The following is a 26,820-nucleotide window of genomic DNA, read 5'->3' on the forward strand; positions in this document are numbered from 1 at the left end:
GACAAGTGGGACGACTCTTCGGCACGGACGGCGTGCGCGGCGTCGCCAACGCGGACCTGACGGCCGAGATGGCGCTCGGCCTGTCCGTCGCGGCGGCGCACGTGCTGGCCGAGGCGGGCACCTTCGAGGGCCACAGGCCGAAGGCGGTGGTCGGACGGGACCCGCGCGCGTCCGGGGAGTTCCTGGAAGCCGCCATGGTCGCGGGCCTGGCGAGCGCGGGCGTGGACGTGCTGCGCGTCGGTGTGCTCCCGACGCCCGCGGTGGCGTACCTCACCGGCGCGCTCGGCGCGGACCTCGGTGTGATGCTCTCCGCGAGCCACAACGCCATGCCCGACAACGGCATCAAGTTCTTCGCCCGCGGTGGCCACAAGCTCGCCGACGAGCTGGAGGACAAGATCGAGGCCGTCTACGAGTCCCACCGGCACGGTGAGCCCTGGGAGCGGCCCACCGGCGCGGGCGTCGGGCGGGTGCGCTCGTACGACGAGGGCTTCGAGCAGTACGTCGCCCACCTCCTCGGCGTACTCCCCAACCGTCTCGACGGGCTGAAGATCGTCCTCGACGAGGCGCACGGCGCGGCCGCCGGTGTCTCGCCCGAGGCCTTCGCGCGGGCCGGTGCCGAGGTCGTCACCATCGGTGCCGAGCCGGACGGCCTCAACATCAACGCCGGCTGCGGCTCCACCCACCTGGACAAGCTGAAGGCCGCCGTCGTCGAGCACGGCGCCGACCTCGGCATTGCGCACGACGGCGACGCCGACCGGTGCCTCGCCGTGGACCACACCGGCGAAGAGGTGGACGGCGACCAGATCCTGGCCGTGCTCGCGCTGGCGATGCGGGAGCGTTCCGCACTGCGCTCCGACACCGTCGTCGCGACCGTGATGTCGAATCTGGGCTTCAAGCTGGCCATGGAGCGCGAGGGCATCCACCTCGTGCAGACCGCCGTCGGCGACCGCTACGTCCTGGAGGAGATGAAGGAGCACGACTTCGCCCTCGGCGGCGAACAGTCGGGTCACGTCATCATCCTCGATCACGCCACCACCGGCGACGGCACGCTGACCGGCCTGCTGCTGGCGGCGCGGGTCGCGCAGACCGGTCGTACGCTGCGGGACCTCGCGTCGGTCATGGAGCGGCTGCCCCAGGTGCTCATCAACGTCCCGGACGTCGACAAGGCGCGCGTCGGCACCTCCGCCGACCTGGCGGCGGCGATCGCCGAGGCCGAGCACGAACTCGGCGCCACCGGGCGGGTGCTGCTGCGTCCGTCGGGCACCGAGCCGCTGGTGCGCGTGATGGTGGAGGCCGCCGACATCGAACAGGCGCAGTCGGTCGCCGGCCGTCTGGCCGACGCCGTGAAGTCGGCGCTGGGATAGCCGGCCGTACCGGGCAAAGGGGCTGGGTTCTGCCGTCCGCGGGCCGACCGCAGGGTGTCCGCGGCCGGTCGCGCAGTTCCCCGCGCCCCTGGACCGGCTGAAGCCGGGTCGGCTACAGCTTGCGCAGCCGCAGTCGCTGCACCTTGTGGTCCTGGCCCTTGCGGACGACCAGGGTGGCGCGGCCGCGGGTGGGGGCGATGTTCTCCACCAGGTTCGGCTTGTTGATCATCCGCCACTGCGTACGGGCGTAGTCGAGGGCCTCCTCCTCGGACACCTGCGTGTACTTGCGGAAGTACGAGTCCGGCTTCTGGAAGGCCGTCTGGCGCAGCTTCTTGAACCGGTTGAGATACCAGCGCTCGATGTCCTCGGCGCTCGCGTCGACGTACACGCTGAAGTCGAAGTAGTCCGCGAGACCGACCCGGGTGCGGCCGTCCTTGCCGGGCAGGGCGGGCTGGAGGACGTTCAGCCCCTCGACGATGAGGATGTCGGGGCGGCGGACGGTGAGCTTCTTGTCCGGGACGATGTCGTAGATCAGGTGGGAGTAGACGGGGGCCGTCACCTCGTCCTTGCCGGCCTTGATGTCGGCGACGAAGCGGGTCAGCGCGCGCCGGTCGTACGACTCGGGGAACCCTTTCCGGGACATCAGGCCGCGGGCCTCCAGCTCCCTGGTGGGCAGCAGGAAGCCGTCCGTCGTCACCAGCTCCACGCGCGGGTGCTCGGGCCAGCGGGAGAGGAGGGCCTGGAGCAGACGGGCCACGGTGGACTTCCCGACCGCCACCGAGCCGGCGACTCCTATGACGAAGGGGGTGCCCGACTGGGACCCCTGCTCGCCGAGGAACGTGTTCAGCGCCCCTCTGAGTCCGTCGGTGGCACCGACGTAGAGATTGAGCAGCCGGGACAGCGGGAGATAGATGTCCCGCACCTCGTCGAGGTCGATGACATCGCCGAGGCCACGCAGCTTCTCGACCTCTTCAGCGGTGAGCGGCAGCGGCGTCTTGTCGCGCAGCGCGCTCCACTCGGCACGGGTGAGGTCGACGTAGGGAGTCACCTCCGGCCGGGACCGGTGGGCGCTCCGGGGCATCGAGGAGATCGGAGAGATCACAGTCCATTGTTAACGGAGTTTGAACGGGATGGTGGGTGGGGTCGGTCACGCCCGGTCCGGACTCCATCGGGCATCCACGGACACTCGTGCTGGCCGGGAGCGGGGAGCGCAGAAGCTGCTGGACATCCTGGCCCAGTTGCACGGCCTTGGACCGGTTGAACTCGTCGACCGCTCGAGAGCAAAGATGGCTGAATTTCCATTCCCGGTGAGCGAGTGCGCCCACTCGCCGGAAGGGGTCGTACGACGGTGGGAATTTCCGATTTCGGGTACGCGGCGGCTACTTTCACACCGGCGTCGGCCCATAGGCTGCGGCACATGTGCGGAATTGTGGGATACGTGGGGTCGCAGTCGGCGCTCGATGTCGTGATGGCCGGGCTGAAACGGCTCGAATACAGGGGGTACGACTCGGGGGGCGTCGCCGTGCTGGCGGACGGCGGTCTTGCCACCGCGAAGAAGGCGGGGAAGCTGGTCAATCTGGAGAAGGAGCTGGTCGAGCGGCCGCTGCCGAGCGGTACGACTGGTATCGGGCACACCCGTTGGGCCACGCACGGCGGTCCGACCGACGCGAACGCCCACCCGCACTTGGACAACGCGGGCCGGGTCGCGGTCGTGCACAACGGGATCATCGAGAATTTCGCGCTGCTGCGGGCCGAGCTGGCGGAGCGCGGGCATGAGCTGGCCTCCGAGACGGACACCGAGGTGGTCGCCCATCTGCTCGCCGAGGAGTTCTCCGTGACCTCCGACCTCGCGGAGGCGATGCGGCTGGTGTGCCGGCGGCTGGAGGGTGCGTTCACGCTGGTCGCGGCGCATGCCGATGCGCCGGACGTGGTCGTGGGCGCGCGGCGGAACTCACCGCTCGTGGTGGGCGTCGGCGAGGGCGAGGCCTTTCTCGCCTCGGACGTCGCCGCCTTCATCGACCACACGCGGTCGGCGGTCGAGCTGGGCCAGGACCAGGTGGTGGAGCTGCGCCGGGACGGCGTGACGGTGACCGGCTTCGACGGCCGTCCGGCGGAGGTGCGCTCCTATCACATCGACTGGGACGCGTCGGCAGCGGAAAAGGGGGGTTATGACTACTTCATGCTCAAGGAGATCGCCGAGCAGCCCAAGGCGGTCGCCGATACGCTCCTTGGCCGCATCGACGCGGCCGGCTCGCTGACCCTGGACGAGGTCCGCATCAGCGCCGCCGAGCTGCGCGAGGTGGACAAGGTCGTCATCGTCGCGTGCGGCACGGCCTTCCACGCGGGGTTGATCGCCAAGTACGCCATCGAGCACTGGACGCGCATCCCGTGCGAGGTGGAACTGGCCAGCGAGTTCCGTTACCGGGACCCGATCCTCGACTCACGCAGCCTGGTCATCGCCATCTCGCAGTCCGGCGAGACCATGGACACCCTGATGGCCCTGAGGCACGCCCGCGAACAGGGCTCCAAGGTGCTGGCGATCTGCAACACCAACGGCTCGACGATCCCGCGAGAGTCGGACGCGGTCCTGTACACGCACGCCGGGCCGGAGGTCGCGGTCGCCTCGACCAAGGCGTTCCTGACCCAGCTGGTGGCCTGCTACCTGGTCGCGCTGTACCTCGGCCAGGTGCGGGGCACCAAGTGGGGCGACGAGATCGGCGTCGTGATCCGGGACCTGTCGAAGATCTCGTGCGAGGTCGAGCGGGTCCTGGAGACCATGGAGCCGGTACGCGCGCTGGCCCGCACGCTCGCCACCAAGAACACGGTGCTCTTCCTTGGGCGGCACGTGGGCTACCCGGTGGCTCTGGAAGGTGCCCTCAAGCTCAAGGAACTCGCCTATATGCACGCCGAGGGCTTCGCCGCGGGTGAGCTGAAGCACGGGCCGATCGCGCTGATCGAGGAGGACCTCCCGGTGGTGGTCGTCGTCCCCTCACCGCGCGGCCGGTCCGTCCTCCACGACAAGATCGTCTCCAACATCCAGGAGATCCGTGCCCGGGGCGCGCGCACGATCGTGATCGCGGAGGAGGGCGACGAGGCGGTGGTCCCGTACGCGGATCACTTGATCCGGATTCCGGCTACGCCGACGCTGCTCCAGCCGCTGGTGGCGACGGTGCCGTTGCAGGTCTTCGCGTGCGAGTTGGCTACCGCCCGGGGGAACGAGGTGGATCAGCCTCGGAACCTGGCGAAGTCGGTGACGGTGGAGTAGCCGGGGTTTTTCAGGGCTTCCATGAAGTTCCCGCACGGTCGAGCGGGCCGAGGATCTGTTCGCCGAGGACCCCGACGTTCCGGGGACCAGCCCTGCGCAGGCCTGAGCGTTGGCCGATCAGCAGCTGCCTGCGCACCAGGCCGATCCGGTCACAGGGGAGCCGAGCCCGCGGTCGCCTGGCGGATCGTAGAGTGCCCGGATGAGCATCATCGGGGTTGGTATCGACGTGGCCGAGATCGACCGGTTCCGGGCGTCGCTGGACCGTACGCCCGGGCTGGCCGATCGGCTCTTCGTGGAGAGCGAGTTGTATCTGCCCAGCGGTGAGCGGCGTGGCATCGCCTCGCTCGCGGCGCGGTTCGCGGCGAAGGAGGCGCTTGCCAAGGCCCTCGGGGCCCCGCCGGGGCTGCACTGGGTCGACGCCGAGGTGTACGTCGAGGACAGTGGGCAGCCACGGCTGCGGGTGAAGGGGACGGTGGCGGCGCGTGCGGCGGAGCTCGGGGTGCAGTCCTGGCACGTCTCGCTGAGCCATGACGCCGGGGTGGCGTCGGCGGTGGTGGTCGCGGAGGGGTAGCGCTTGGGGTAGGGGTGTAGGGCCAGTACCGGTCCTGCCGCACAACCGAGGGAGACTCACGGCATGCGTACCGCTTACAGCGTCGAGACGGTCAGGGCTGCCGAGCGGGAGCTGATGGCCCGGCTCCCCGAGGGCGCCCTCATGCAACGCGCCGCCGCCGGACTGGCCGCCGCCTGCGCGGACCTGCTCGGGCGGGTGTACGGCACCCGGGTCGTCCTGCTGGTCGGCAGCGGCGACAACGGCGGTGACGCGCTGTACGCCGGGGCCCGGCTCGCCCGGCGCGGGGCCGGGGTGACGGCCGTACTGCTCGTTCCCGACCGGGTGCACAGTGGCGGGCTCGCTGCGCTGCGCCGGGTCGGCGGTAGGGCCGTCCGGGCCGATGCCGCCGAGGGGCTCATCGAGCGGGCCGATCTTGTTGTCGACGGGATCGTCGGGATCGGTGGCAAGGGCGGGTTGCGGCCGGAGGCGGCCGCGCTGGCCGTCGCGGCCGAGCGGTCCCGGGCCGCCGTCGTCGCCGTCGATCTGCCCAGCGGCGTCGAGGCGGACACCGGGGAAGTGCGGGGAGCCGCCGTCCGGGCCGATCTGACGGTGACCTTCGGGACGCACAAGCCGGGGCTGCTCATCGACCCCGCGCGGGAGTACGCCGGGTCCGTGCGGCTCGTCGACATCGGTCTCGAGCTGTCCGCCGAGCCCGAGTTGGAGGCGTTGCAGCACGCGGACCTTGCCCGGATGCTGCCGGTGCCCGCGGCGGAGAGCGACAAGTACCGGCGGGGTGTCGTCGGGGTCGCCGCGGGGTCCGCGCGGTATCCGGGGGCGGCCGTGCTCGCCGTCGCCGGGGCGCTGCGGGGCGGGGCGGGGGCCGTACGGTACGTCGGTCCGGCCGGCGACGCGGTGATCGCCCGCTTCCCCGAGACGCTGGTCTCCGACCGCGGACCCCACAAGGCGGGGCGGGTGCAGGCCTGGGTCGTGGGGCCGGGTGCCGGGGACGACGCGGTGACCGTGGCGGAGGTACTGGGGGAAGACGTGCCCGTGCTGGTCGACGCGGACGGGCTGCGGCTGGCGGACCGTGGCGCGGTGCGCGGACGTACGGCGCCGACGCTGATGACACCGCACGCGGGGGAGGCCGCGGCGCTGCTCGGCGTCTCGCGTGCGGAGGTCGAGGCGGGCCGGCTTGCGGCGGTGCGGGAGTTGGCCTCGCGGTACGGCGCGACCGTGCTGCTGAAGGGGTCGACCACCGCCGTGGCGGACGCGGGCGGCGGCGCCGTACGGGTGAACGCGACCGGGACGTCCTGGCTCGCCACGGCCGGGAGCGGGGATGTGCTGTCCGGACTGACGGGCTCGCTGCTCGCGGCCGGGCTCTCGGCCCTGGACGCGGGGAGCGCGGCGGCGTATCTGCACGGACTGGCCGGCCGGTACGCGGCGGACGGGGCTCCGGCGGGGGCGCATGACGTGGCGGAGGCGATCCCGGAGGCTTGGCGGGACGTGCGGGACTGAGAGGTCTGGAGGGACGTGCCGGACTGAAGCGGGTCCACCCGTCGGGTGACCTGACCGCGCGGCTCCCCGGATCAGGAGCGGCGACACGTTTGTCTGATCGCATGATCTGCAGACGAATCGAGCTCGGCAGGCGCGTCAAACACCGGGGCATGGCCGTGCTGCTCGCGGCGGCGACCGCACTCCCCGTCGCCGGCACCGCCACGGCCGTCCCCTCCGGGTCCCCGGCGGCGGGCGGTCCGGAGACCGGGCTGGTGCCCGGTGTGGCGCCGGGGCCGTCGCAGCCCTGGCAGATCGACACGCCCGACCAGATGCTGCCGCCGAAGGTGTACCGGCCCACCAAGAAGGAGGACTCCGCCGAGCCGCGGGACGCGGCGAAGGGGACGTACGACCTCATCGAGTACGTCCCGCTGGCCGACGCCGTCGCCCGGGTGAGCTGCAGCAAGCAGGCAGGTCCCTACCAGCGCCAGGTCGAGCGGTGGCTGAAGCGCAAGGTGGACGGCAAGCAGTCCGCGGCGGACTGCAAGGCCATCCGGGCCTTTCAGAAGAAGTACAAGATCAAGCCCGCGAGCGGCTTCGCGGGACCCGTCACCTGGTCCCGGATGATGCTCATTTCGGCGCGGAAGAACCCAAATTCGGCCAAGAAATGCCCTGTACGTACGTACCGTGTCGCCTGCGTCGACCTCAGCCGGCAGCTGACCTGGGTGCAGAAGGGCCGCAAAGTGGTCTTCGGACCGGTGCCGATGCGCAGCGGGCGGGCCGGGTACCGGACCAGGAGCGGATGGCACACGGTCTACTGGAAGCACAAGAACCACTGGTCGACGCTCTACAACCAGCCCATGCCCTATGCCCAGTTCTTCAGTGGCGGACAGGCCTTCCACGCCGTCTACGGCAGCATCTACACCACCGTCGGCTCCTGGGGCTGCGTCAATCTCACCCTGCCCGACGCGCGCAAGCTGTGGGACGTGCTGAAGAAGGGCGACCGGGTGTACGTGTGGGGCCGTCGGCCGGGCACGTAGGGCCTGCGAGCCGGGGCCGTCACAGGCCTCTGAGACACTGGGGGCGCGATGAGTAAGACAGCACCTGCGCCGACCGCGCCCCTGCGCGCCCGCGCCGAGATCGACCTGGCCGCCCTGCGGGCCAACGTGCGGACCCTGCGCGCCCTCGCGCCGGGCGCGGCCCTGATGGCCGTGGTGAAGTCCGACGCGTACGGCCACGGGGCGGTGCGCTGTGCCCGCGCGGCCGTCGAGGCGGGGGCCACCTGGGTCGGCACGGCCACGCCCGAGGAGGCGCTCGCGCTGCGCGCCGACGCCGGGCTGCCGCCGCACGTGCGCGTCATGTGCTGGCTGTGGACCCCGGGCGGGCCCTGGCGTGAGGCCATCGAGGCGGACGTGGACGTGTCCCTCAGCGGCATGTGGGCCCTGCGGGAGGTCACGGAGGCGGCCCGCGCCGCCGGTGCGCCCGCGCGCGTGCAGCTCAAGGCCGACACCGGTCTGGGGCGCAACGGCTGCCAGCCCGGCGCGGACTGGGCCGAACTCGTCGGCGCGGCCCTGAGCGCCGAGCGGGAGGGACTCGTCCGGATCACCGGGCTGTGGTCCCACTTCGCCTGCGCGGACGAGCCGGGTCATCCGTCCATCGACGCCCAGCTCACCCTGTTCCGGGAGATGGTGGCGTACGCCGAGGAGCGGGGCGTCCGCCCCGAGGTGCGGCACATCGCCAACTCCCCGGCCACGCTCACCCTTCCCGAGACCCACTTCGACCTCGTGCGCGCCGGGATCGCCCTGTACGGCGTCTCGCCCAGCCCCGAGATCGGCACCCCGGCCGACTTCGGTCTGCGCCCGGTGATGACGCTGTCGGCGTCGCTGGCGCTGGTGAAGCACGTTCCGGGGGGTCACGGCGTCAGTTACGGGCATCACTACATCACCTCGGGCGAGACCACCCTCGGTCTGGTGCCCGTCGGTTACGCGGACGGCATCCCCCGGCATGCCTCCGGGACCGGCCCGGTCCTGGTCGCCGGCAAGTGGCGCACGGTCGCGGGCCGGGTCGCGATGGACCAGTTCGTGGTCGATCTCGGCGGGGACCAGCCCGAGGCCGGCTCCGAGGCGGTCCTGTTCGGGCCCGGCGACCGCGGCGAACCCACCGCCGAGGACTGGGCACAGGCCTCGGGCACGATCGCGTACGAAATCGTCACGCGGATCGGAACGCGCGTTCCTCGCGTCTATGTGAACGGGGAACAAGACGGGCAGGACGGGTAACCCGCACGGGGGGCCGGTACCGGTGCGCACCGGATAAGAGCTACACCCGCATCACCCACCCAGCGAACTGCAGTACGGCGAAGAGGAGCGGTACGTGAGCGAGAGCAGTGCGGAGGCCGTCGCGGACGCCGCTGCGGCGGCCGTCGCCTCCGCCACGGGGGCGGCCGGGAGCTGGCGCAGGGCGACCGGCATCGCCGGTACCGCGATAGGTGTGCTCGCCGCGGGCGCGGCCGCCGGTGTCGCGATCGAGCGGATGACCGTGGGCCGCGGGATGCGCAGGAAGGCCCGGCTGGCACTGGACTCGGCGGGGCCGTACGGCGCGCTGCGGGGCACACCGGGCAAGGCGATCGCGGACGACGGCACCGAGCTGTACTACGAGGTCGACGACGTCGAGCCGGAGGGCGGACCGGCGCCCCGGCGCCGCCGGCTCTTCGGCCGCAAGGCGCCCGCCCCGGTCACGGTGGTCTTCAGCCACGGCTACTGCCTCAGCCAGGACTCCTGGCACTTCCAGCGGGCGGCGCTGCGCGGCGTCGTACGGACCGTGCACTGGGACCAGCGCAGCCACGGGCGGTCCGCGCGGGGTGCGGCCCAGAGCCGGGACGAGGCGCCGGTCACCATCGACCAGCTCGGCCGCGACCTCAAGGCCGTCATCGACGCGGCCGTGCCCGACGGGCCGATCGTGCTGGTCGGGCACTCCATGGGCGGCATGACGGTGATGGCCCTGGCCGCCCAGTACCCGGAGCTCATCCGCGACCGGGTCGTGGCCACCGCCCTGGTCGGCACGTCGTCCGGGCGGCTCGGCGAGGTCAACTTCGGGCTGCCGCTCGCCGGTGTGAACGCGGTGCGCCGGGTGCTGCCCGGAGTGCTGAAGGCGCTCGGCACACAGGCGGCGCTGGTGGAGAAGGGGCGCCGGGCCACGGCCGACCTGTTCGCCGGGGTCATCAAGCGGTACTCGTTCGCGTCCCGGGACATCGACCCGGCGATCGAGCGGTTCGCCGAGCGCATGATCGAGTCCACGCCGATCGACGTGGTCGCCGAGTTCTACCCGGCCTTCAACGACCACGACAAGACCGAGGCCCTGGCCCGGTTCGCGGACATGCCGGTCCTGGTGCTGGCCGGGGTCCAGGATCTCGTCACGCCCAGCGAGCACAGCGAGGTCATCGCCGATCTGCTGCCCGACGCAGAACTCGTCCTCGTCCCGGACGCCGGGCATCTGGTCATGCTCGAACACCCGGAAGTGGTCACCGACCGGCTCGCCGACCTGCTCACCCGCGCGGGTGCCGTGCCCGCAGGGGCTACCGTAAGTGGCTATGGAAGCAGCACCAGCAGCGCCGCACGACCCGGCTGAGACCGAGCTGATCATCAACGCTCCCGAGCAGATGCGGGAGTTGGGCCGTCGCCTGGCCAAGCTGCTGCGCTCGGGCGACCTCGTGATGCTCAGCGGGGAGCTCGGCGCGGGCAAGACGACGCTCACCCGTGGGCTCGGCGAGGGGCTCGGTGTGCGGGGCGCGGTCACCTCCCCGACCTTCGTGATCGCCCGGGTGCACCCGTCCCTGGGCGACGGACCGCCGCTCGTCCACGTCGACGCGTACCGGCTGGCGGGCGGCCTGGACGAGATGGAGGACCTGGACCTCGACGTCTCGCTGCCCGATTCGGTGATCGTCGTGGAGTGGGGCGAGGGCAAGGTCGAGGAGCTGACCGACGACCGGCTGCAGGTGGTGATCCACCGGGCGGTCGGCGACACCACCGACGAGGTTCGGCATGTGACGCTCACCGGGCTCGGCGGGCGGTGGGCCGACGTCGACCTCGGAGTGCTGTCGGCCTGAGCGGCCCGCAGAGATTCCGACAAGCCGTCGGCAAGATATTGCGCCGCACGTCCCGGGCGTGGTCACATGGTATCCAGTCCGTAGTTAGGTGTGCCTAACTACGCCCGCCCCCGCTCGTCAGGAGGCGTCCGTGTCCGCTTCTCAGCCCAGGGTGCAGCCCCCGCCTCATCCGGTCGCCGGGGTGTCCATGCGCGATCTGCTGGCCTCGTGCGCGGCTGCGGACGCGGTCTCCAAGCCGCCGCGCGAGCCCGAGCCGCGCGCGCCGAAGCCGGCGCGGGAAGAGCCCGCGGCCGCTTGACGCCGTACGGCGGCCGAGGGCCGTACTGCTGCCGCGGTGGATCGTACGGCTAACGGATCACGACGACCCGTACCCCGATCGTCGCGAACTTCCACATCTCGTTCCCGTCCGTGCGCCTCTCCCGGATGCCGCCCGTCTTCACGGTCGTGTCGGGATCCGCGGCGGTGCCGTCCACCGCGGCGCTGAAGCCGATGACCACATCGCCCACGCTGGTGAAGCGCACGACGTGCTCGACGGGGACGCCGTCGGTACCGGTGACCTCACGCGAGCGTGACGTCACCGCGTACGAGCCCGGGAGCGGGTCGACGCTGCCCGGGGTCACCTTGAAGGTGTGCCGCACCGTGCCGTTCTCGCCGACCAGCCACACCCGGTCGTCGTCCACCGAGTACACGACACGTTCACCCGTGCCCGACCCGCCGGGCAGGGCGGTGGGGTGCTTGGTGTCCCGGGGCGCCTTGGTGGCGGCCACGGCGGGCGAGGCGCTCGTCGAGGGCTTGCCGCCGAGACCGGCCGGGACAGTGGCCGCTGCCTGGTAGGCGAGGAATCCGACCGTTCCGACGGCCGCGGCGGTGAGCCCGGCCACGATTCCCGAGCTGGTCCCTGCCACGTGCGCCCACCTCTGCCTCGTGTCATATGTCGTACTTCGTGCAGACGGTAGCAGCCGGTGACCGTGTCACCGGGGCGGCCGTGCGAGCGGCGCGGGAGCCGTAGGCTGTTCGCGTGCTCTTGCTCGCTCTGGATACCGCCACCCCCGCCGTCACCGTCGCCCTGCACGACGGTGAGGCCGTCATCGCCTCGTCCAGTCAGGTGGACGCGCGACGGCACGGCGAGCTGCTCCTGCCGGCCGTCGACCGTGTGCTCGCCGAGGCCGGGCTCAAGCTGGACGCCCTCACCGGGATCGTCGTCGGCATCGGACCCGGCCCCTACACCGGACTGCGCGTCGGCCTGATGACCGCCGACACCTTCGGGCTCGCGCTCGGCGTCCCCGTGCACGGTGTGTGCACGCTCGACGGCCTCGCGTACGCCTCCGACATCGAAAAGGGCCCCTTCGTCGTGGCGACCGACGCCCGGCGCAAGGAGGTCTACTGGGCCGAGTACGCCGACTCGCGCACCCGGCTCACCAATCCGTCGGTCGACCGCCCCGCCGACATCGCCGACCGGGTGGCGGGACTGCCCGCCGTCGGCGCGGGTGCGCTGCTCTACCCCGACACCTTCCCGAACGTCCACGAGCCCGAGCATGTCTCCGCCGCGGCACTCGCCTCGCTGGCCGCCGAGAAGCTGGCCGCGGGCGAGGAACTGCCTCAGGCCCGGCCGCTGTATCTGCGCCGGCCCGACGCCCAGGTCCCCAAGAACTACAAGGTGGTCACCCCCAAGTGACCGAGCCCGTAACCTCCCGACTGCGCGAGATGCGCTGGTGGGACATCGATTCCGTCCTCGAGCTGGAGAAGGACCTCTTCCCCGAGGACGCGTGGTCGCGCGGCATGTTCTGGTCCGAGCTGGCGCACGCCCGGGGCCCGGAGGCCAGCCGGCGGTACGTCGTCGCCGTCGAGGGAAGCCGGATCGTCGGCTATGCGGGCCTGGCTGCCCAGGGCGACCTCGGTGACATCCAGACCATCGCCGTGGCCCGTGACCACCAGGGCACCGGTCTCGGCGGGCTGCTGCTGACCGAGCTGATGCGCGCGGCGACCGCCTTCGAGTGCGCCGAGGTGATGCTCGAGTGCCGCGTCGACAACGTCCGGGCGCAGAAGCTCTACGAGCGCCACGGCTTCGAGCCCATCGGCTTCCGGCGTGGCTACTACCAGCCGGGGAACGTCGACGCCCTGGTCATGCGACTGACCACAGCACCCGACGGCGGCTCCGCCACGGGTTCGAGCTCCGTACAAGGAACCGAGATCAATGACTGACGAACCTCTGGTCCTGGGGATCGAGACCTCCTGCGACGAGACCGGCGTCGGCATCGTCCGCGGCACCACCCTGCTGGCGGACGCCGTCGCCTCCAGCGTCGACGAGCACGCCCGCTTCGGCGGGGTGGTGCCGGAGGTGGCGTCCAGAGCGCACCTGGAGGCGATGGTCCCGACCGTCGACCGGGCGCTGAAGGACGCGGGGATCAGCGCGAAGGACCTGGACGGCATCGCCGTGACCGCCGGCCCGGGTCTCGCGGGCGCGCTGCTGGTCGGTGTGTCGGCGGCGAAGGCCTACGCCTACGCCCTCGGCAAGCCCCTCTACGGCGTGAACCACCTCGCCTCCCACATCTGCGTGGACCAGCTGGAGCACGGCGCGCTGCCCGAGCCCACGATGGCGCTGCTGGTGAGCGGCGGCCACTCCTCGCTGCTGCTGTCCACGGACATCACCTCCGACGTCCGCCCGATGGGCTCCACCATCGACGACGCGGCCGGCGAGGCCTTCGACAAGATCGCCCGCGTGCTGAACCTGGGCTTCCCGGGCGGCCCGGTCATCGACCGCTACGCGCGCGAGGGCGACCCGGAGGCGATCACCTTCCCGCGCGGTCTGACGGGCCCGCGCGACCCTGCGTACGACTTCTCCTTCTCGGGCCTGAAGACGGCCGTGGCCCGCTGGATCGAGGCCAGGCGGGCGGCGGGCGAGGAGGTCCCGGTGCGCGATGTGGCGGCGTCCTTCCAGGAGGCGGTCGTCGACGTCCTCACCCGCAAGGCGGTGCGCGCCTGCAAGGACGAGGGCGTGGACCACCTCATGATCGGCGGCGGTGTGGCCGCCAACTCCCGGCTGCGGGCCCTGGCCCAGGAGCGCTGCGAGGCCGCGGGCATCCGGCTGCGCGTGCCGCGCCCCAAGCTGTGCACGGACAACGGCGCGATGGTGGCCGCCCTGGGCGCGGAGATGGTGGCACGCGGGCGCGCGGCGTCCAGCTGGGACCTGTCCGCGGACTCCTCGCTGCCGGTGACGGACCCGCATGTGCCGGGCACCTCCCACGACCACGACCATGTGCACGAGGTCAGCAAGGAGAACCTCTACTCGTGAACGTCGCGCTGATGTGGGAGGCGAGGGCGACGCAGGACCGCGGCGAGGACCTCTTGACCTGGGCCCGGGCCCGGGAACTCCCCGCCTCCCCACTCCGCCGTGAGACCTTCCGCGGCCCCCAGGACCGGGTCCTGGTCATCACATGGTGGGACGCCCCGCTCGACGCCGACCTGCCCGAACTCCCCGAGCCCCCGGCCGACTTGGTCTCGCGACCGGTGCACCGGTGGCGGTTCGAGTCGGTGGGGGAGGGCTAGCCCGCTACCCGGAACGCCATCTGCATCCAGTGCGGCGCGGCGGTCTCGTGCGTGAACGCCTCGTACAACGGATCGGCCCCGGACCGCGGTTCGGTGATGCTCGGGTTCAACGCGTCGTGGAGCGGCAGCAATCCGGTACCCACGGTGACGCCCGGCTGAGCCGAGCCCGGACCGAGCCTGGACTGAACGGGCGCTGAGAAGCGTGAGATTCTCCGAAGAAAACGGCCTCTCGCCACCAGAACCTAACAGTCTCCTAATAATTTCGGACTTACGTTCTTGCCGTGACCGTACACGACGAGAACGGCGACGAGCGCAGGCGGTTGGGGCGGCGATCGAGGGTGCTGAAGGCCGCCGGTTTCACCCTGGCGGGTGTACTGGTGCTCGGCATCGCCACCGGGGGCTGGGCCTACTGGCACCTCAACAACAACATCAAGAGCGTCGACATCAACAGCGCGCTCGGTGACGACCGCCCGGCGAGAGCGGTGGTCACCCCGTCCGCGGCTGCCTCGGCGGCCACGGCCCCGCTCCCCACCGGTGCCGTGAACATCCTGGTCCTGGGCTCCGACTCGCGCAGCGGCAAGGCGAACAAGGAGCTCGGCGGCGGCAACAGCTCGGGCGCCCGCTCCGACACGGCGATGGTCGTGCACATCGACGCGGGCCGTACCGAGGCCACCGTCGTCAGCATCCCGCGCGACACGCTGGTCACCCGCCCGTCGTGCCCGCTGTCCTCCGGGGGCTCCACGGCGGAGGCCTACAACGCCATGTTCAACAGCGCCTATTCGGTGGGCGGACCGGTGTGCGCGGTCAAGACCGTCGAGTCGATAACGAACGTCCGCATGGACCACTACATCGAGATCGACTTCTCGGGCTTCGCGAAGCTGGTGAACGCCCTGGGCGGCGTCACCGTCACCACCGACGAGGACATCGACGACGACAAGAGCCATCTGCATCTCGAGGCGGGCACCCATCACCTGAACGGAAAGCGGGCCCTGGCCCTCGCCCGCACCCGGCACGGCATAGGCGACGGCAGCGACCTCGGCCGGATCGGCCTCCAGCAGAAGCTGGTGAGGGCCATGTTGGAGCAGATGGCGGACACCGACCTGCTCACCGACCCCGCCAGGCTGTACCGGGTCGCCGACGCGGTGACCGCCGGCCTGACCACGGACACCGGCCTCGACTCCCTGACGGAACTGATGCGCCTCGGCCAGAGCCTGAAGGGTCTGTCCGCGGACCACGTGAGAACGGTGATGATGCCGGTGGTCACAGCGCCGTCCGACCCCAACCGCGTGGTCGCGAAGGAACCGGCGGCGACCGAGCTGTGGGAGTCGCTGCGCTGAAGCGGAGACGCCCGGCTCGCCCCCGCCTACGACCTGCGGAAACGCGATGAAGCCGGGCCGTGGAAAAAATCTTCGGAGAATTTTGGGGCGCATGTCGATTCGGGTGTCTCCCGTTCGACGCATGGGTGAGAGGCGGGGAGAGGCCCCGCCCCTTGGACCGAAGGAGTCACCATGCCCCGCTATCTGTCGCTCGTGCGGATCGACGAGGCCGGCGCCCCCGCCGACGGCCCCAGCCCGGAGCTGATGCAGCGGATGGGCGAGCTGATCGAGGAGATCACCAAGGCCGGGGTGATGCTCGACACCGCTGGGCTGACCCCGTCCGCCGAGGGCACCCGCGTGCGCTGGGAGGGCGGCGAGCTCTCCGTCACCGACGGGCCGTTCACCGAGTCCAAGGAGGTCATCGGCGGCTACGCGATCATGCAGTGCAAGGACAAGGCCGAGGCGCTGGAGTGGACCAAGCGGTTCCTGAAGGTGCACGAGGAGCACTGGACGGTGACCTGCGAGGTCCGTGAGATCGCCGAGGGCTGAGATTTCTTGGCGTACGGCCGTCGGCGGTGTTGCATGGTGGGCTGTGGAACAGCAGCCCACCGAGCAGCCTCCGGAGCAGCCCTCCGCCTCCCGGGCGATCGAGACCGTCTTCCGGCTGGAGTACCCGCGCGTCATCGCCGGCGTCACCCGCATCGTCCGGGACGTCGGCATCGCGGAGGAGCTCGCCCAGGACGCTCTGGTCGCCGCCCTGGAGCGGTGGCCCGGGGAGGGCGTGCCGGACAACCCCGGCGCCTGGCTCATGACCACCGCCCGGCACCGCGCCGTGGACCTGGTCCGCCGCCGGGAGCGCTACGCCCGCAAGCTCGCGGAGATCGGCCGCGACCTGGAGACCACGGCCCCGCCGCACGAGCCCGCCGACCCGCAGGACATCGACGACGACCTGCTCCGTCTGGTCTTCACCACCTGCCACCCGGTGCTGTCCGCCGAGGCTCGTATCGCCCTCACCCTGCGCCTGCTGGGCGGCCTGACGACACCCGAGATCGCCCGCGCCTTCCTCGTCCCCGAGCCGACCGTCGCCCAGCGCATCGTGCGCGCGAAGCGCACGCTCGCGACGAAGAACGTCGCCTTCGAGGTGCCGTACGGCCCCGACCGCGAGGCCCGTCTGGGTTCGGTCCTGGACGTCATCTATCTGATCTTCAACGAGGGGTACGCCGCGACGGCCGGAGACGACTGGCTGCGGCCCGCCCTGTGCGAGGACGCCCTGCGCCTGGCCCGTGTCCTGTCCTCCCTCATGCCGAAGGAACCGGAGGTCCACGCCCTGACCTCGCTCCTGGAGTTCCAGGCGTCCCGCGCCGCCGCCCGCACCGGCCCCGACGGCGCACCGGTCCTCCTCAAGGACCAGAACCGCCGCCGCTGGAACCGCATGCTCATCGCCCGCAGTATCAAGGCCCTCAACCGCGCGGACGCCGCGTCCACGGGCGCTCCCGGCCCGTACGTCCTCCAGGCCGCGATCGCCGCCTGCCATGCGCACGCGTTCTCCTACGAGGAGACCGACTGGACGGCCATCGCGACCCTGTACGGCCTGCTCGCCGTCCGCGCCCCGTCCCCGGTCGTCGAACTCAACCGCGCGGTCGCCGTCTCCATGGCCGAGGGCCCGGGCCCGGCCCTGGAGATCGTCGACGGCCTCGCCGCCGAACCCGCTCTGCGCGACTACCACCTGCTGCCCAGTGTCCGCGGCGATCTGCTGGCCCGCCTCGGGCGTACGGCGGAGGCGAGTGCCGAGCTCGCGCGGGCCGCCGGGCTCACCCGCAACGCGCGGGAGCGGGAGCTGCTGGCCGCGCGGGTACGGGAGCTCGGCGGGCAGCCATGAACGTCACACAGGTAACTGCTGCCCCTCCATTCCCTTCCTGATCAGCAAGGTTCCATCCGACAGATCTTCCGCGCGCCGCAGACTCGTCGCGCTCTCCGCCGTCACGGCCCTCGCCGCCGGCGCGGCGGCCGTGCTGGCCCCGGCCGCGTCCGCCGGCACCACCTGGACGGCGGACAACGGCATCCTCACCGGCGACCTGGACGGCGCCGTCTCGCAGCTGTACGAGGACGGCACCGCACCCGTGGTCCGGGCCAAGAACGCGATGAAACCCGCCTGGTCGCCCGACGGCAGCCGCATGGCCTACGTCAACCAGTCGACCGGACGCGTCAACGTCGTCGGGCACGACTTCACCGGTCCCGTGGAGCTCCCGGTCAACACGACCACTCGATCGCTGCGGACCACGGCCGAGCAGTAGGCACTCAGCCGTTCGCGGGCGCCCCGATCAGCATCGTCGGGGCGCCCGCGACGCGTGTGAGGAACACGGTCGCCGAGTTGGGCCCCTGGGGCTTCACCTTCCGCCGCAACTCCTCGGGCTCCACGGCCGACCCGCGCTTCTTGACGGTCAGCGTGCCGACCTCCCGCTCCCGCAGCAGCGCCTTCAACTTCTTCACGCTGAAGTGGAGTTGATCGGTGATCTCGTAGGCGGACGCGTACGCCGTCGGCCGCAGTTCGTCCGCCGTGACGTACGCGATGGTCTCGTCGACGAGCCCGCCGCCGACCGACTCGGCCACCTCGGAGACCAGATGCGCACGGATGACGGCACCGTCGGGTTCGTACAAGTACCGCCCCACGGGCCGCACTCGGGGATCGGGCAGCCCCCGCCCGAGCAGCGAGCGCGGCCCCGGCAGCAGCGTGGCCCGCACGGCGCCCGGCCGGATCCCGGCCCCGAACCACAGCACCGCCTCCTTCACGTCGCCGCCGTCGGAGATCCACTCGGCCTCGGCGCCGGCCGGGACCGTCTCGTGGGGGATGCCGGGGGCGATCTTCAGCGCGGCGACCCGGGCCGCCGAGGCCGCGCCCACCGCCCAGGACAGTGGCGGGGAGTATGCCTCCGGATCGAAGATCCTCCCGCCCGTCGCCCGGCCACCACCCCTCAACGACGCGCTTCGCGCGGCCCCTCCTGGTCTGCCGCCCCGCCGCGCCGGGTCGACGAAGACGGCGTCGTACGAGGACGTGTCCACCTCCGTGACGTCCGCCTCGCGCACCTCGATCAGCGCACCCAGCCCCAGCACCTCGGCGTTCGCCCGCGCGACCTCCACCGTCAGTGGATCCCGGTCCACGGCGAGCACCCGGATCCCGGCGCGCGCGAGGGCGAGCGCGTCGCCGCCGATGCCGCAGCACAGGTCGGCGACGGAGGTCACCCCCAGGCCGCGGAGGCGTCCCGCCCGGTACGCCGCCACGCTCGTCCGCGTGGACTGCTCGACCCCGTTGGGCGTGAAGAACATCCGCTCGGCGTCCTCGGCCCCGAACTTCGCCGCCGCCCGCTGCCGCAGCCGGGCCTGGCCGAGGGCCGCCGACACCAGGTCCGCCGGGTGCTCGCGGCGCAGCCGGGTGGCGACGGCGAGTTCATCGGCGGGGGCCGTGCCGCGGACCTCGTCGAGGAGGGCACGGCCCTCGGTGGTGAGCAGGGAGCGGAAGGGGAGGAGGTCGTTCACGGGGTCATTGTGGGCCAGTCGGTGGATGGTGCGCTTCCGGCGGCGGTGCCTGCCCCGGTTCGGGGCCGGGGCCTGCGAGGATCCGGCACCATGCGAGCAGTCGTACAAAATGACAAAAATAGGGCCCTGAAGAGGGCAGGTCTCCGTGCGGGCGTCGCCGCGCTCGCCGTCGTCGCCGGTGTCTCCGGCTGTTCGGGGTCGGGCCCGGACGCCGGTGTACGTCCCGCTCCGGGCCAGCAGAGGCTCCAGGCGCCCCCCACACGCGCCCTGGACTCCTACGCCGCCCGTCTGAAGGCCGACCGCGCCGCCCTCGCGGCCGCCGCGCGGCACTGGGGCCTGGACCAGGTCCCCTTGATGCCTCCGCTGCCCCCGGCCCGCAAACCGCGGATCACAGCTCGGGCCGGCTTCGAGGTCGACGGCCAGGAGGAGGAGAAGCTGCCGCCGGTCTTCACCACGATCCCCACCAAGCAGAAGGTCGTCTTCCTCACCATCGACGACGGCGCCGAGAAGGACCCGGCGTTCCTGCGCATGATGAGCGACCTGAAGGTCCCGTACACCGCCTTCCTCAGCAACTACCTGATCAAGGACGACTACGGGTACTTCAGGCAGATGCAGGCCGAGGGCATCACCCTCAACAACCACACCCTTCATCACCCCTATCTGCCGGGTCTGTCCTACGAGGAGCAGAAGAACGAGATCTGCGGCATGCAGGACGTGATGGAGAAGTGGTTCGGCAGGAGCCCCACCGTCTTCCGCCCGCCCTACGGCAACTACAACGGGGACACCCTGCGCGCCGCCAAGGCCTGTGGCATCAAGTACGCGCCGATCTGGGACGAGGAGGTCTTCGTCGACCACTGGGAGTACCGCGAGGACGACGAGAGCCTGCACCCCGGCGACATCGTGCTCACCCACTTCCGGGGCCGTGACGACTGGGACGGCACGATGGTCGACGACATGCGCCGGTTCCTGAACAAGGTCACCCGCGAGGGGTACGCGGTGGCGCGCCTGGAGGACTACCTGTGAAGCGGCCGAGGAGGCGGCGGCGGTGCCGGGCGCTGACGGCGGCCGTGCTCGCCTCGGCCGTCCTGCTTCCCGCGAGCGGCTGCGCCCAGTCCGTCGACCCCATCGAACGGCTGGGCAAGAAGGCGGCCTCGCGGGTACGGCCGCACGGTCGGGACGGAGAGCCGGCGTACCGGCACTGGGGTCTGGGGTCTCCGCTCTCCCCGGCCCCGACGCCCCCGGTACGTCCCGCGGGGCGGCGCACGAAGGGCCGGTCCCTGCCTCCGGTGGTGGACCGCGTCCGCACCCGCGACCGAGTCGTCTTCCTCACCTACGGCGACGGTACGGAGAAGGACGCCCGGTTCGCCGACATGGTCCGTGAACTGCGGCTCCCGGTCAGTGTGTTCCTCACCGACCGCGCCGCCGGACCCGGGTACGCCCGGCTCGCCCGCCTCCAGTCGGCCGGCGCCGGCGTCCAGAACCACACCCTCGGCCACGCCTCGCTGCGCGGGCTGTCGTACGCGGGCCAGCGCGCCGAGATCTGCGGCCAGCAGGACAAACTCAAGTCCCGCTTCGGCCACCGCCCCCGCCTCTTCCGCCCGCCGCACGGCACCTACGACAGGACGACCCTGCGCGCGGCCGGCGACTGCGGCGTCTCGGCGGTGGTCCTCTGGCGTGCTGAGATGACGGCCGACGGCATCACCTACACCCATGGCAGCGAACGCCTCCGCCCGGGCGACATCGTCAACGTGGCCCCGGACGACTCCACCGCCCGCACTCTCTGCGACCGCACGACCCGGCTACTGCGCCGCGCCCAGTCCCGCGGCCTGACGGTCGGCCGCCTGGAGGACTACCTGTGACGCACGGCCGGCGCCCACCCACCCGCTGGCGACGGCGTCACCGAGCCGATTACAGCCCGTCCGGCGTTTGAGGACGAGGCCGTTCAGGCCGATGCGGGGGTCTGGGGGCGGCAGCCTCCCGGGAGCGGTCACCGCCACGCCGGGCACGCTGCTCGGACGTACGCCAACAGCGGAACAACGGCCGACGCGCCGCGGGCATTGGCACTCCGCTTGACCGAGTGCTAATCGCGGTCATAGTCTCGGCTCTGGCACTCCCCCCTGGAGAGTGCCAACAACGCGACGGGCAGGTCCGGCACCCGCGACGACGGATCGACCTGGTCGCCACCTCAGACAGTTAACCCCGTGAGATCTCCGAAGGGGGAGGTCGGATCGTGACGACCGCCAGCTCCAAGGTTGCCATCAAGCCGCTCGAGGACCGCATCGTGGTCCAGCCGCTCGACGCCGAGCAGACCACGGCTTCGGGCCTGGTCATTCCGGACACCGCCAAGGAGAAGCCCCAGGAGGGCGTCGTCCTGGCCGTGGGCCCGGGCCGCTTCGAGGACGGCAAGCGCGTCGAGCTCGACGTCAAGGTCGGCGACGTCGTTCTCTACAGCAAGTACGGCGGCACCGAGGTGAAGTACAACGGCGAGGAGTACCTCGTCCTCTCGGCTCGCGACGTGCTCGCGATCGTCGAGAAGTAATTCACCCGAAAGCACATTTCGTTGCTTTGAGCTGCGCCCTTGGCCCCCGCGACCCATAAGAAGCCGGGCGCCGGGGGCGCAGTTTTCGTTCATCCAAGATTTCCGAGAGGGCTCACGCTGTCATGGCGAAGATCCTGAAGTTCGACGAGGACGCCCGTCGCGCCCTTGAGCGCGGCGTCAACAAGCTTGCCGACACGGTCAAGGTGACGATCGGTCCCAAGGGCCGCAACGTCGTCATCGACAAGAAGTTCGGCGCCCCCACCATCACCAACGACGGCGTCACCATCGCCCGCGAGGTCGAGGTCGAGGACCCCTACGAGAACCTCGGCGCCCAGCTGGTGAAGGAGGTGGCGACCAAGACCAACGACATCGCTGGTGACGGCACCACCACCGCCACCGTGCTGGCCCAGGCGCTCGTCCGCGAGGGCCTGAAGAACGTCGCCGCCGGCGCGTCCCCGGCCGCCCTGAAGAAGGGCATCGACGCCGCCGTCGCCGCCGTCTCCGAGGACCTCCTCGCTTCGGCCCGCCCGATCGACGAGAAGTCCGACATCGCCGCCGTCGCCGCGCTGTCCGCCCAGGACCAGCAGGTCGGCGAGCTCATCGCCGAGGCGATGGACAAGGTCGGCAAGGACGGTGTCATCACCGTCGAGGAGTCCAACACCTTCGGCCTGGAGCTGGACTTCACCGAGGGCATGGCCTTCGACAAGGGCTACCTGTCGCCGTACTTCGTGACGGACCAGGAGCGCATGGAGGCCGTCCTCGACGACCCGTACATCCTCATCCACCAGGGCAAGATCTCCGCCATCGCGGACCTCCTGCCGCTGCTGGAGAAGATCATCCAGGCCAACGCCTCGAAGCCGCTGCTGATCATCGCCGAGGACGTCGAGGGCGAGGCCCTGTCGACCCTGGTCGTCAACAAGATCCGCGGCACCTTCAACGCCACCGCCGTGAAGGCCCCCGGCTTCGGCGACCGCCGCAAGGCGATGCTGCAGGACATGGCCATCCTCACGGGTGCCACCGTCATCTCCGAGGAGGTCGGCCTCAAGCTCGACCAGGTCGGTCCCGACGTGCTCGGCTCCGCCCGCCGCGTCACCGTCACCAAGGACGACACCACGATCGTCGACGGCGCCGGCAAGTCCGAGGACGTGCACGGCCGCGTCGCCCAGATCAAGGCCGAGATCGAGAACACCGACTCCGACTGGGACCGCGAGAAGCTCCAGGAGCGCCTCGCGAAGCTGGCCGGCGGCGTGTGCGTGATCAAGGTCGGCGCCGCCACCGAGGTGGAGCTGAAGGAGAAGAAGCACCGTCTGGAGGACGCCATCTCCGCGACCCGCGCCGCGGTCGAGGAGGGCATCGTCTCCGGTGGCGGCTCCGCGCTGGTCCACGCCGTCAAGGTCCTGGACGACAACCTCGGCAAGTCCGGTGACGAGGCCACGGGTGTCGCGGTCGTCCGCCGCGCCGCAGTCGAGCCGCTGCGCTGGATCGCGGAGAACGCGGGCCTCGAGGGCTACGTCATCGTCTCCAAGGTCGCCGAGCTGGAGAAGGGCAACGGCTACAACGCCGCCACCGGCGAGTACGGCGACCTGGTCAAGGCCGGCGTCATCGACCCGGTGAAGGTCACCCGCTCCGCGCTGGAGAACGCCGCCTCCATCGCCTCCCTCCTCCTCACGACCGAGACCCTGGTCGTCGAGAAGAAGGAAGAGGAGCCGGCCGAGGCCGGTCACGGCCACGGTCACGGCCACGCGCACTGAGTGACACGCTCCTGAGTGAAGGCCCGGCACTCCCGACGGAGTGCCGGGCCTTCGCGCTGCCTACTGCTCCAACTGGTCGAGGGCGCCCAGCTCCTGCATCAGCCCCAGCTGGTCGTGCTGCCACCAGGTCTCGGCGATCTTGCCGTTGTCGCCGAACCGGAACAGCGTCATCCCGGTCATGGTCACCTGCCTGCCGGTGGGCGCGATCCCCAGGAAGTCGCCCTTGTGCGTGGCGTTCCAGGTCCACCGCGCGCAGGCCCGGTCGCCCTGGGCGAGGACGTCCTCGACCGTGAAGGTGAAGTCGAAGGCACCCCGCCACATCCGGTACTCGCTGCGGGCGTTGTCCAGCCCGATCGTGTCCTGCGGATTGATCGGATCGTGGCTGTGGATGTCCTCGTCGAGCAGGTCGTTGAGCGGCGGCAGGTCGTCCGGAGTCGCGAGTGTGTCGAGGAAACGCCGCACGGTGTCCACGTACAACCGCTCGTCCCGTACGACATCCAGATCCGTGAACGTCGGCATCTCGTCGCACAGCGCGACCAACTCCTGGAAGATCCGGTCGGTCTCCGGGAGATTCGAGTTCCGCATCGCATCCTCGTACGACGGGAACTCCACCACTTCGACGATGTGCGACGCGTCCGAACGGTCCTTGCCGACCACCGCGTGCGTCGCCGTCCGCCTGCCCTTGGTCTGCTCGACCCAGTCGTCCATCAGCCGGTTCATCTCGTCCAGCCGGCTGGTCCTGCACTCGATGAGCTGTACGAAGGTCATGACGCCGCCTCCGGCCCCCCTGGTCCGGTTCCATCACGCCCCATTTTCGCACCGGAGCGGCGACGTCACCCGCCCGCTACTGCGGCCCGTACTTGCGTCCCGTCCTGGAGGTGATCCCGCCGAGCAGCGCCCGCGGTGTCACCTTCACCAGACCCATCAGCGTCTTGTAGCGCGGATCCGGGATGGACAACGACTTCCCGCGCGCGAGATCGGCCAGCGCCGCCGCGACCAGCTTGTCCGCGTCCAGCCACATCCAGCCCGGGATGTTGTCCGTGCCCATGCCGGCCCGCTCGTGGAACTCCGTGCGCACAAAGCCGGGGCACAGCGCCATCAGCCGTACGCCGCTGCCCGCCAGGTCCTTGGCCGCACCCTGCGTGAACTGCACGACCCACGCCTTGGACGCGCCGTACGTACCCCGCGGGACGAACGCGGCGACCGACGCGACGTTCACCACCCCGCCGCGCCCGCGCTCGCGCATCGCCTCCGCCGCCGCCGAGGTCAGCCGCAGCACCGCCTCGCAGTGCACCTTGAGCATCCTCAGCTCGTCGGCCATCGGGACATCGAGATAGCGGCCCTTGTTGCCGAAGCCCGCGTTGTTGACCAGCAGGTCGATGGGGTTCCTGCGGTCGGCGAGGCGGGCTGCGACCGCTTCGATGCCGGCGTCCTCGGCCAGGTCGGCCGTCAGTACCTCCGCCTCGATGCCGTGCCGGTCGTGCAGCTCGGTCGCCTGTTCGCGCAGCCGTTTGGTGTCCCGAGCCACCAGGACGAGGTTGTGCCCGTCAGCTGCCAGTCGCCGCGCGAACGCGGCACCGATCCCCGCGGTCGATCCCGTAATCAGAGCCGTTGTCATGGCCCAAGAGTAGTTACCCGGACTGACGGAGTCCGTGTCGTGACGTCGGCTCAGGGCTGATGCCGCGGCCCGTACTTGCCGGGGTACTTCGCCACGTACTTCCGCGCCTCCTCAAGTGCCTCCGGATGCAGGGCCGTACCCGCGGCGAGTACGTGCGGCAACAGCTCCCGCCGGGTGGTCTCGGCACGGAACTGCAGCGCCACCGTCACGTCGTGGTCCGGCCGGTGCACGATCTCCACCCGGTCGCCCGCCCGGATCTCGCCCGGCTCGATCACCCGGAGGTAGGCACCCGGCGCACCCTTCTGCGTGAACCGCTTCACCCACCCCCGTTCGCCCAGATGGGCCTGGAAGGTGCGGCAGGGAATGCGTCCGCAGGTCACCTCCAGCACGAGCGCCGGGCCGATCCGCCAGCGCTCGCCGATCAGGGCGCCGGACACGTCCAGGCCCTCGGTCGTGAGGTTCTCGCCGAAGGCGCCGTCGGCGAGCGTGCGTCCCAGCTCCCGTTCCCAGTCGTCGAGGTCCTCGCGCGCGAACGCGTACACCGCCTGGTCGTTGCCGCCGTGATGGCGCAGGTCGCACACCGAGTCCCCGGCAAGTCCGCTCCCGGCCGTGCCCTTGGGACCGGGTGCCGTCACCCGCACCGGCCCGTCGACAGGCCGCTTGTCGATGCCGGTGAGGCCCTCGGGCTGGTCCGTGTACTCAACTGCCCGCGCGTGGCCCAGGTTCACCGAGAGAAGCCTCATGTCCCCACGGTAAGGGAGCCGGCCTCAAAGCGTCGACGCACTATTGGATGCGGCACCCAAGGGCGACTTATGATCGGAGGGTGATCGAGGCCCGTCATCTCCGCGTCCTGCGCGCCGTCGCCGTCACCGGCTCCTTCTCGGCGGCGGGGCGCGAGCTCGGTTGCACCCAGCCCGCCGTCAGTCAGCAGATGAAGGCCCTGGAGGCCTCGGTCGGCACCCCGCTGCTGGTCCGCAGCGGCCGCGAGATGCGCCTGACCCAGGCGGGCGAGGCGCTCGTCCGGCATGCCTCCGGGATCCTCGCCGGGCTCACGGCCGCGGAGGAGGAGGTCGCCGCGATCGCCGGCCTGCGCGCGGGCCGGGTCCGGCTGGTCTCCTTCCCCAGCGGCAGCTCCACCCTCGTCCCGACCGCCCTCGCCGCCCTGCGCGCCGCGCACCCCGGCACCCGGGTCTCCCTGGAGGAGGCGGAACCCCCCAAGTCCGTGGAGCTGCTGCGCGAGGGTGACTGCGACGTGGCGCTCGCCTTCCGGTACGAGGGTGCGGCGGGCGCCGAGGAGTGGGACGACCTCGTCGTACGGCCGCTGCTGACGGACCGGCTGGTCGGCCTGGTGCCCGAGCGGCATCGCCTCGCGCGCGCGGAGTCCGTCGCGATCGGCGAACTCGCCGGGGAACCCTGGATCGCGGGCTGTCCGCGCTGCCGGGGCCAGCTGGTGGAGGTCTGCGAGAGCGCGGGCTTCACACCCCGTATCGACTTCGCCACCGACGACTACCCGGCGGTGGTCGGCCTGGTGGGCGCGGGTCTCGGCGTCGCCGTCCTGCCTCAGCTCGCGATCGAGTCCGTACGCCCCAGGGGTGCGCGCACGGTGGCGCTGGAGCCGGCGGTGCGGCGGGAGATCGTCGCCCTCACGCTGCCCGATCTGGCCCAGGTGCCGGCGGTCGCGGCGACGCTGGAGCAGCTGGCGGGGGCGGCCCGCAGGCAGTGAAGACGCGGGCACGCGTGCGCG

28 protein-coding genes and 1 pseudogene are annotated in these 26,820 nt (G+C 71.3%); 23 read left to right on the forward strand and 6 right to left on the reverse strand.

Going from position 1 to position 26,820, the window contains the following annotated elements; all coding sequences use genetic code 11:
- Window positions 1-5: 5 nt before the first annotated feature.
- Window positions 6-1,364 carry a phosphoglucosamine mutase gene (gene glmM, locus Q8A52_RS00065; protein WP_316747380.1) on the forward strand — a complete coding sequence of 453 codons (1,359 nt, stop codon included), beginning with the start codon at window positions 6-8 and terminating at the stop codon, window positions 1,362-1,364.
- Between the two features lie 112 nt (window positions 1,365-1,476).
- Here the strand turns inward: glmM and coaA are convergent, their stop codons facing one another.
- Window positions 1,477-2,445 (reverse strand): type I pantothenate kinase, encoded by a 969-nt coding sequence (gene coaA / locus Q8A52_RS00070; protein WP_408649154.1) that lies wholly within the window; start codon window positions 2,443-2,445, stop codon window positions 1,477-1,479.
- 336 nt (window positions 2,446-2,781) lie between these two features.
- Here coaA and glmS point away from each other — a divergent pair, with 336 nt between their 5' ends.
- From glmS to Q8A52_RS00110, 8 genes are all read left to right on the forward strand, one after another.
- Window positions 2,782-4,629 carry a glutamine--fructose-6-phosphate transaminase (isomerizing) gene (gene glmS, locus Q8A52_RS00075; protein ID WP_316747384.1) on the forward strand — a complete coding sequence of 616 codons (1,848 nt, stop codon included), beginning with the start codon at window positions 2,782-2,784 and terminating at the stop codon, window positions 4,627-4,629.
- 199 nt (window positions 4,630-4,828) lie between these two features.
- Window positions 4,829-5,200 carry a holo-ACP synthase gene (locus Q8A52_RS00080; RefSeq protein ID WP_316747386.1) on the forward strand — a complete coding sequence of 124 codons (372 nt, stop codon included), beginning with the start codon at window positions 4,829-4,831 and terminating at the stop codon, window positions 5,198-5,200.
- 63 nt (window positions 5,201-5,263) lie between these two features.
- A complete protein-coding gene (locus Q8A52_RS00085) occupies window positions 5,264-6,694 on the forward strand; it encodes an NAD(P)H-hydrate dehydratase (protein WP_316747388.1) in 1,431 nt (476 codons plus the stop codon).
- Window positions 6,695-6,795: 101 nt separating this feature from the next.
- A complete protein-coding gene (locus tag Q8A52_RS00090; protein WP_316747390.1) occupies window positions 6,796-7,710 on the forward strand; it encodes a L,D-transpeptidase family protein in 915 nt (304 codons plus the stop codon).
- Between the two features lie 48 nt (window positions 7,711-7,758).
- Window positions 7,759-8,946 carry an alanine racemase gene (gene alr, locus Q8A52_RS00095; RefSeq protein ID WP_316747392.1) on the forward strand — a complete coding sequence of 396 codons (1,188 nt, stop codon included), beginning with the start codon at window positions 7,759-7,761 and terminating at the stop codon, window positions 8,944-8,946.
- Window positions 8,947-9,040: 94 nt separating this feature from the next.
- Window positions 9,041-10,294 (forward strand): alpha/beta fold hydrolase, encoded by a 1,254-nt coding sequence (locus tag Q8A52_RS00100; protein ID WP_316747394.1) that lies wholly within the window; start codon window positions 9,041-9,043, stop codon window positions 10,292-10,294.
- Entirely contained in the window at window positions 10,257-10,772 is a 516-nt protein-coding gene (tsaE, locus tag Q8A52_RS00105) for a tRNA (adenosine(37)-N6)-threonylcarbamoyltransferase complex ATPase subunit type 1 TsaE (RefSeq protein WP_316747396.1), read from the forward strand. The genes Q8A52_RS00100 and tsaE overlap by 38 nt, the downstream gene beginning before the upstream one ends.
- 130 nt (window positions 10,773-10,902) lie before the next feature.
- Complete coding sequence (locus Q8A52_RS00110) at window positions 10,903-11,070, forward strand: hypothetical protein (RefSeq protein WP_316747397.1); 168 nt, start codon at window positions 10,903-10,905, stop codon at window positions 11,068-11,070.
- A gap of 49 nt (window positions 11,071-11,119) precedes the next feature.
- Here Q8A52_RS00110 and Q8A52_RS00115 read toward each other — a convergent pair whose 3' ends face one another.
- Window positions 11,120-11,677, reverse strand: coding sequence for a hypothetical protein (locus tag Q8A52_RS00115; protein ID WP_316747399.1), 558 nt, complete (start codon window positions 11,675-11,677; stop codon window positions 11,120-11,122).
- A 113-nt stretch (window positions 11,678-11,790) separates the two neighbouring features.
- On the opposite strand from Q8A52_RS00115, the gene tsaB reads away from it, so the two are divergent.
- From tsaB to Q8A52_RS00160, 9 genes and pseudogenes are all read left to right on the forward strand, one after another.
- Window positions 11,791-12,447: a tRNA (adenosine(37)-N6)-threonylcarbamoyltransferase complex dimerization subunit type 1 TsaB gene (gene tsaB / locus Q8A52_RS00120; RefSeq protein ID WP_316747401.1), complete on the forward strand. Its 657-nt coding sequence runs from the start codon at window positions 11,791-11,793 to the stop codon at window positions 12,445-12,447.
- Entirely contained in the window at window positions 12,444-12,974 is a 531-nt protein-coding gene (gene rimI / locus Q8A52_RS00125) for a ribosomal protein S18-alanine N-acetyltransferase (protein ID WP_408649155.1), read from the forward strand. Before tsaB ends, rimI begins: the two co-directional genes overlap by 4 nt.
- Window positions 12,967-14,064, forward strand: a complete 1,098-nt coding sequence (tsaD, locus tag Q8A52_RS00130) for a tRNA (adenosine(37)-N6)-threonylcarbamoyltransferase complex transferase subunit TsaD (protein ID WP_316747403.1) — start codon at window positions 12,967-12,969, stop codon at window positions 14,062-14,064. Before rimI ends, tsaD begins: the two co-directional genes overlap by 8 nt.
- Window positions 14,061-14,318 (forward strand): hypothetical protein, encoded by a 258-nt coding sequence (locus Q8A52_RS00135; RefSeq protein ID WP_316747405.1) that lies wholly within the window; start codon window positions 14,061-14,063, stop codon window positions 14,316-14,318. The genes tsaD and Q8A52_RS00135 overlap by 4 nt, the downstream gene beginning before the upstream one ends.
- Window positions 14,319-14,330: 12 nt before the next feature.
- Window positions 14,331-14,477 (forward strand): annotated as a pseudogene (locus Q8A52_RS00140) (cellulose binding domain-containing protein); the annotation flags it as partial.
- A 122-nt stretch (window positions 14,478-14,599) separates the two neighbouring features.
- Window positions 14,600-15,655, forward strand: coding sequence for an LCP family protein (locus Q8A52_RS00145; RefSeq protein WP_316747407.1), 1,056 nt, complete (start codon window positions 14,600-14,602; stop codon window positions 15,653-15,655).
- Between the two features lie 171 nt (window positions 15,656-15,826).
- Window positions 15,827-16,183, forward strand: coding sequence for a YciI family protein (locus Q8A52_RS00150; RefSeq protein WP_316747409.1), 357 nt, complete (start codon window positions 15,827-15,829; stop codon window positions 16,181-16,183).
- A 43-nt stretch (window positions 16,184-16,226) separates the two neighbouring features.
- The gene (locus Q8A52_RS00155) at window positions 16,227-17,513 is read left to right on the forward strand and encodes an RNA polymerase sigma factor (protein ID WP_316747412.1); all 1,287 of its coding nucleotides are present in this window, start codon (window positions 16,227-16,229) and stop codon (window positions 17,511-17,513) included.
- Window positions 17,514-17,643: 130 nt separating this feature from the next.
- The gene (locus tag Q8A52_RS00160) at window positions 17,644-17,928 is read left to right on the forward strand and encodes a hypothetical protein (RefSeq protein WP_316747414.1); all 285 of its coding nucleotides are present in this window, start codon (window positions 17,644-17,646) and stop codon (window positions 17,926-17,928) included.
- A gap of 4 nt (window positions 17,929-17,932) precedes the next feature.
- On the opposite strand, the gene Q8A52_RS00165 is transcribed toward Q8A52_RS00160, so the two are convergent.
- Entirely contained in the window at window positions 17,933-19,168 is a 1,236-nt protein-coding gene (locus tag Q8A52_RS00165; RefSeq protein WP_316747416.1) for a THUMP-like domain-containing protein, read from the reverse strand.
- Window positions 19,169-19,258: 90 nt separating this feature from the next.
- On the opposite strand from Q8A52_RS00165, the gene Q8A52_RS00170 reads away from it, so the two are divergent.
- The 4 genes from Q8A52_RS00170 (at window position 19,259) to groL (ending at window position 23,458) form a co-directional block, all read left to right on the forward strand.
- Window positions 19,259-20,191, forward strand: a complete 933-nt coding sequence (locus Q8A52_RS00170) for a polysaccharide deacetylase family protein (protein ID WP_316747418.1) — start codon at window positions 19,259-19,261, stop codon at window positions 20,189-20,191.
- Entirely contained in the window at window positions 20,188-21,027 is an 840-nt protein-coding gene (locus Q8A52_RS00175) for a polysaccharide deacetylase family protein (protein ID WP_316747420.1), read from the forward strand. Before Q8A52_RS00170 ends, Q8A52_RS00175 begins: the two co-directional genes overlap by 4 nt.
- Window positions 21,028-21,398: 371 nt before the next feature.
- On the forward strand, window positions 21,399-21,707 hold the full coding sequence (gene groES / locus Q8A52_RS00180; RefSeq protein WP_316747423.1) for a co-chaperone GroES: 309 nt from the start codon (window positions 21,399-21,401) through the stop codon (window positions 21,705-21,707).
- 122 nt (window positions 21,708-21,829) lie between these two features.
- Entirely contained in the window at window positions 21,830-23,458 is a 1,629-nt protein-coding gene (groL, locus tag Q8A52_RS00185; RefSeq protein ID WP_316747425.1) for a chaperonin GroEL, read from the forward strand.
- A 60-nt stretch (window positions 23,459-23,518) separates the two neighbouring features.
- On the opposite strand, the gene Q8A52_RS00190 is transcribed toward groL, so the two are convergent.
- From Q8A52_RS00190 to Q8A52_RS00200, 3 genes are all read right to left on the reverse strand, one after another.
- On the reverse strand, window positions 23,519-24,226 hold the full coding sequence (locus tag Q8A52_RS00190) for an ester cyclase (RefSeq protein ID WP_316747427.1): 708 nt from the start codon (window positions 24,224-24,226) through the stop codon (window positions 23,519-23,521).
- A gap of 76 nt (window positions 24,227-24,302) precedes the next feature.
- Complete coding sequence (locus Q8A52_RS00195; protein ID WP_316747429.1) at window positions 24,303-25,076, reverse strand: SDR family NAD(P)-dependent oxidoreductase; 774 nt, start codon at window positions 25,074-25,076, stop codon at window positions 24,303-24,305.
- A gap of 50 nt (window positions 25,077-25,126) precedes the next feature.
- Entirely contained in the window at window positions 25,127-25,819 is a 693-nt protein-coding gene (locus Q8A52_RS00200) for an MOSC domain-containing protein (protein ID WP_316747432.1), read from the reverse strand.
- Between the two features lie 80 nt (window positions 25,820-25,899).
- Here Q8A52_RS00200 and Q8A52_RS00205 point away from each other — a divergent pair, with 80 nt between their 5' ends.
- The gene (locus tag Q8A52_RS00205) at window positions 25,900-26,799 is read left to right on the forward strand and encodes a LysR family transcriptional regulator (protein ID WP_316747435.1); all 900 of its coding nucleotides are present in this window, start codon (window positions 25,900-25,902) and stop codon (window positions 26,797-26,799) included.
- The last annotated feature ends 21 nt before the right edge of the window (window positions 26,800-26,820 follow it).

The sequence above is a fragment of the Streptomyces herbicida genome (genome assembly GCF_032656585.1).
Lineage (GTDB): Bacteria > Actinomycetota > Actinomycetes > Streptomycetales > Streptomycetaceae > Streptomyces > Streptomyces herbicida.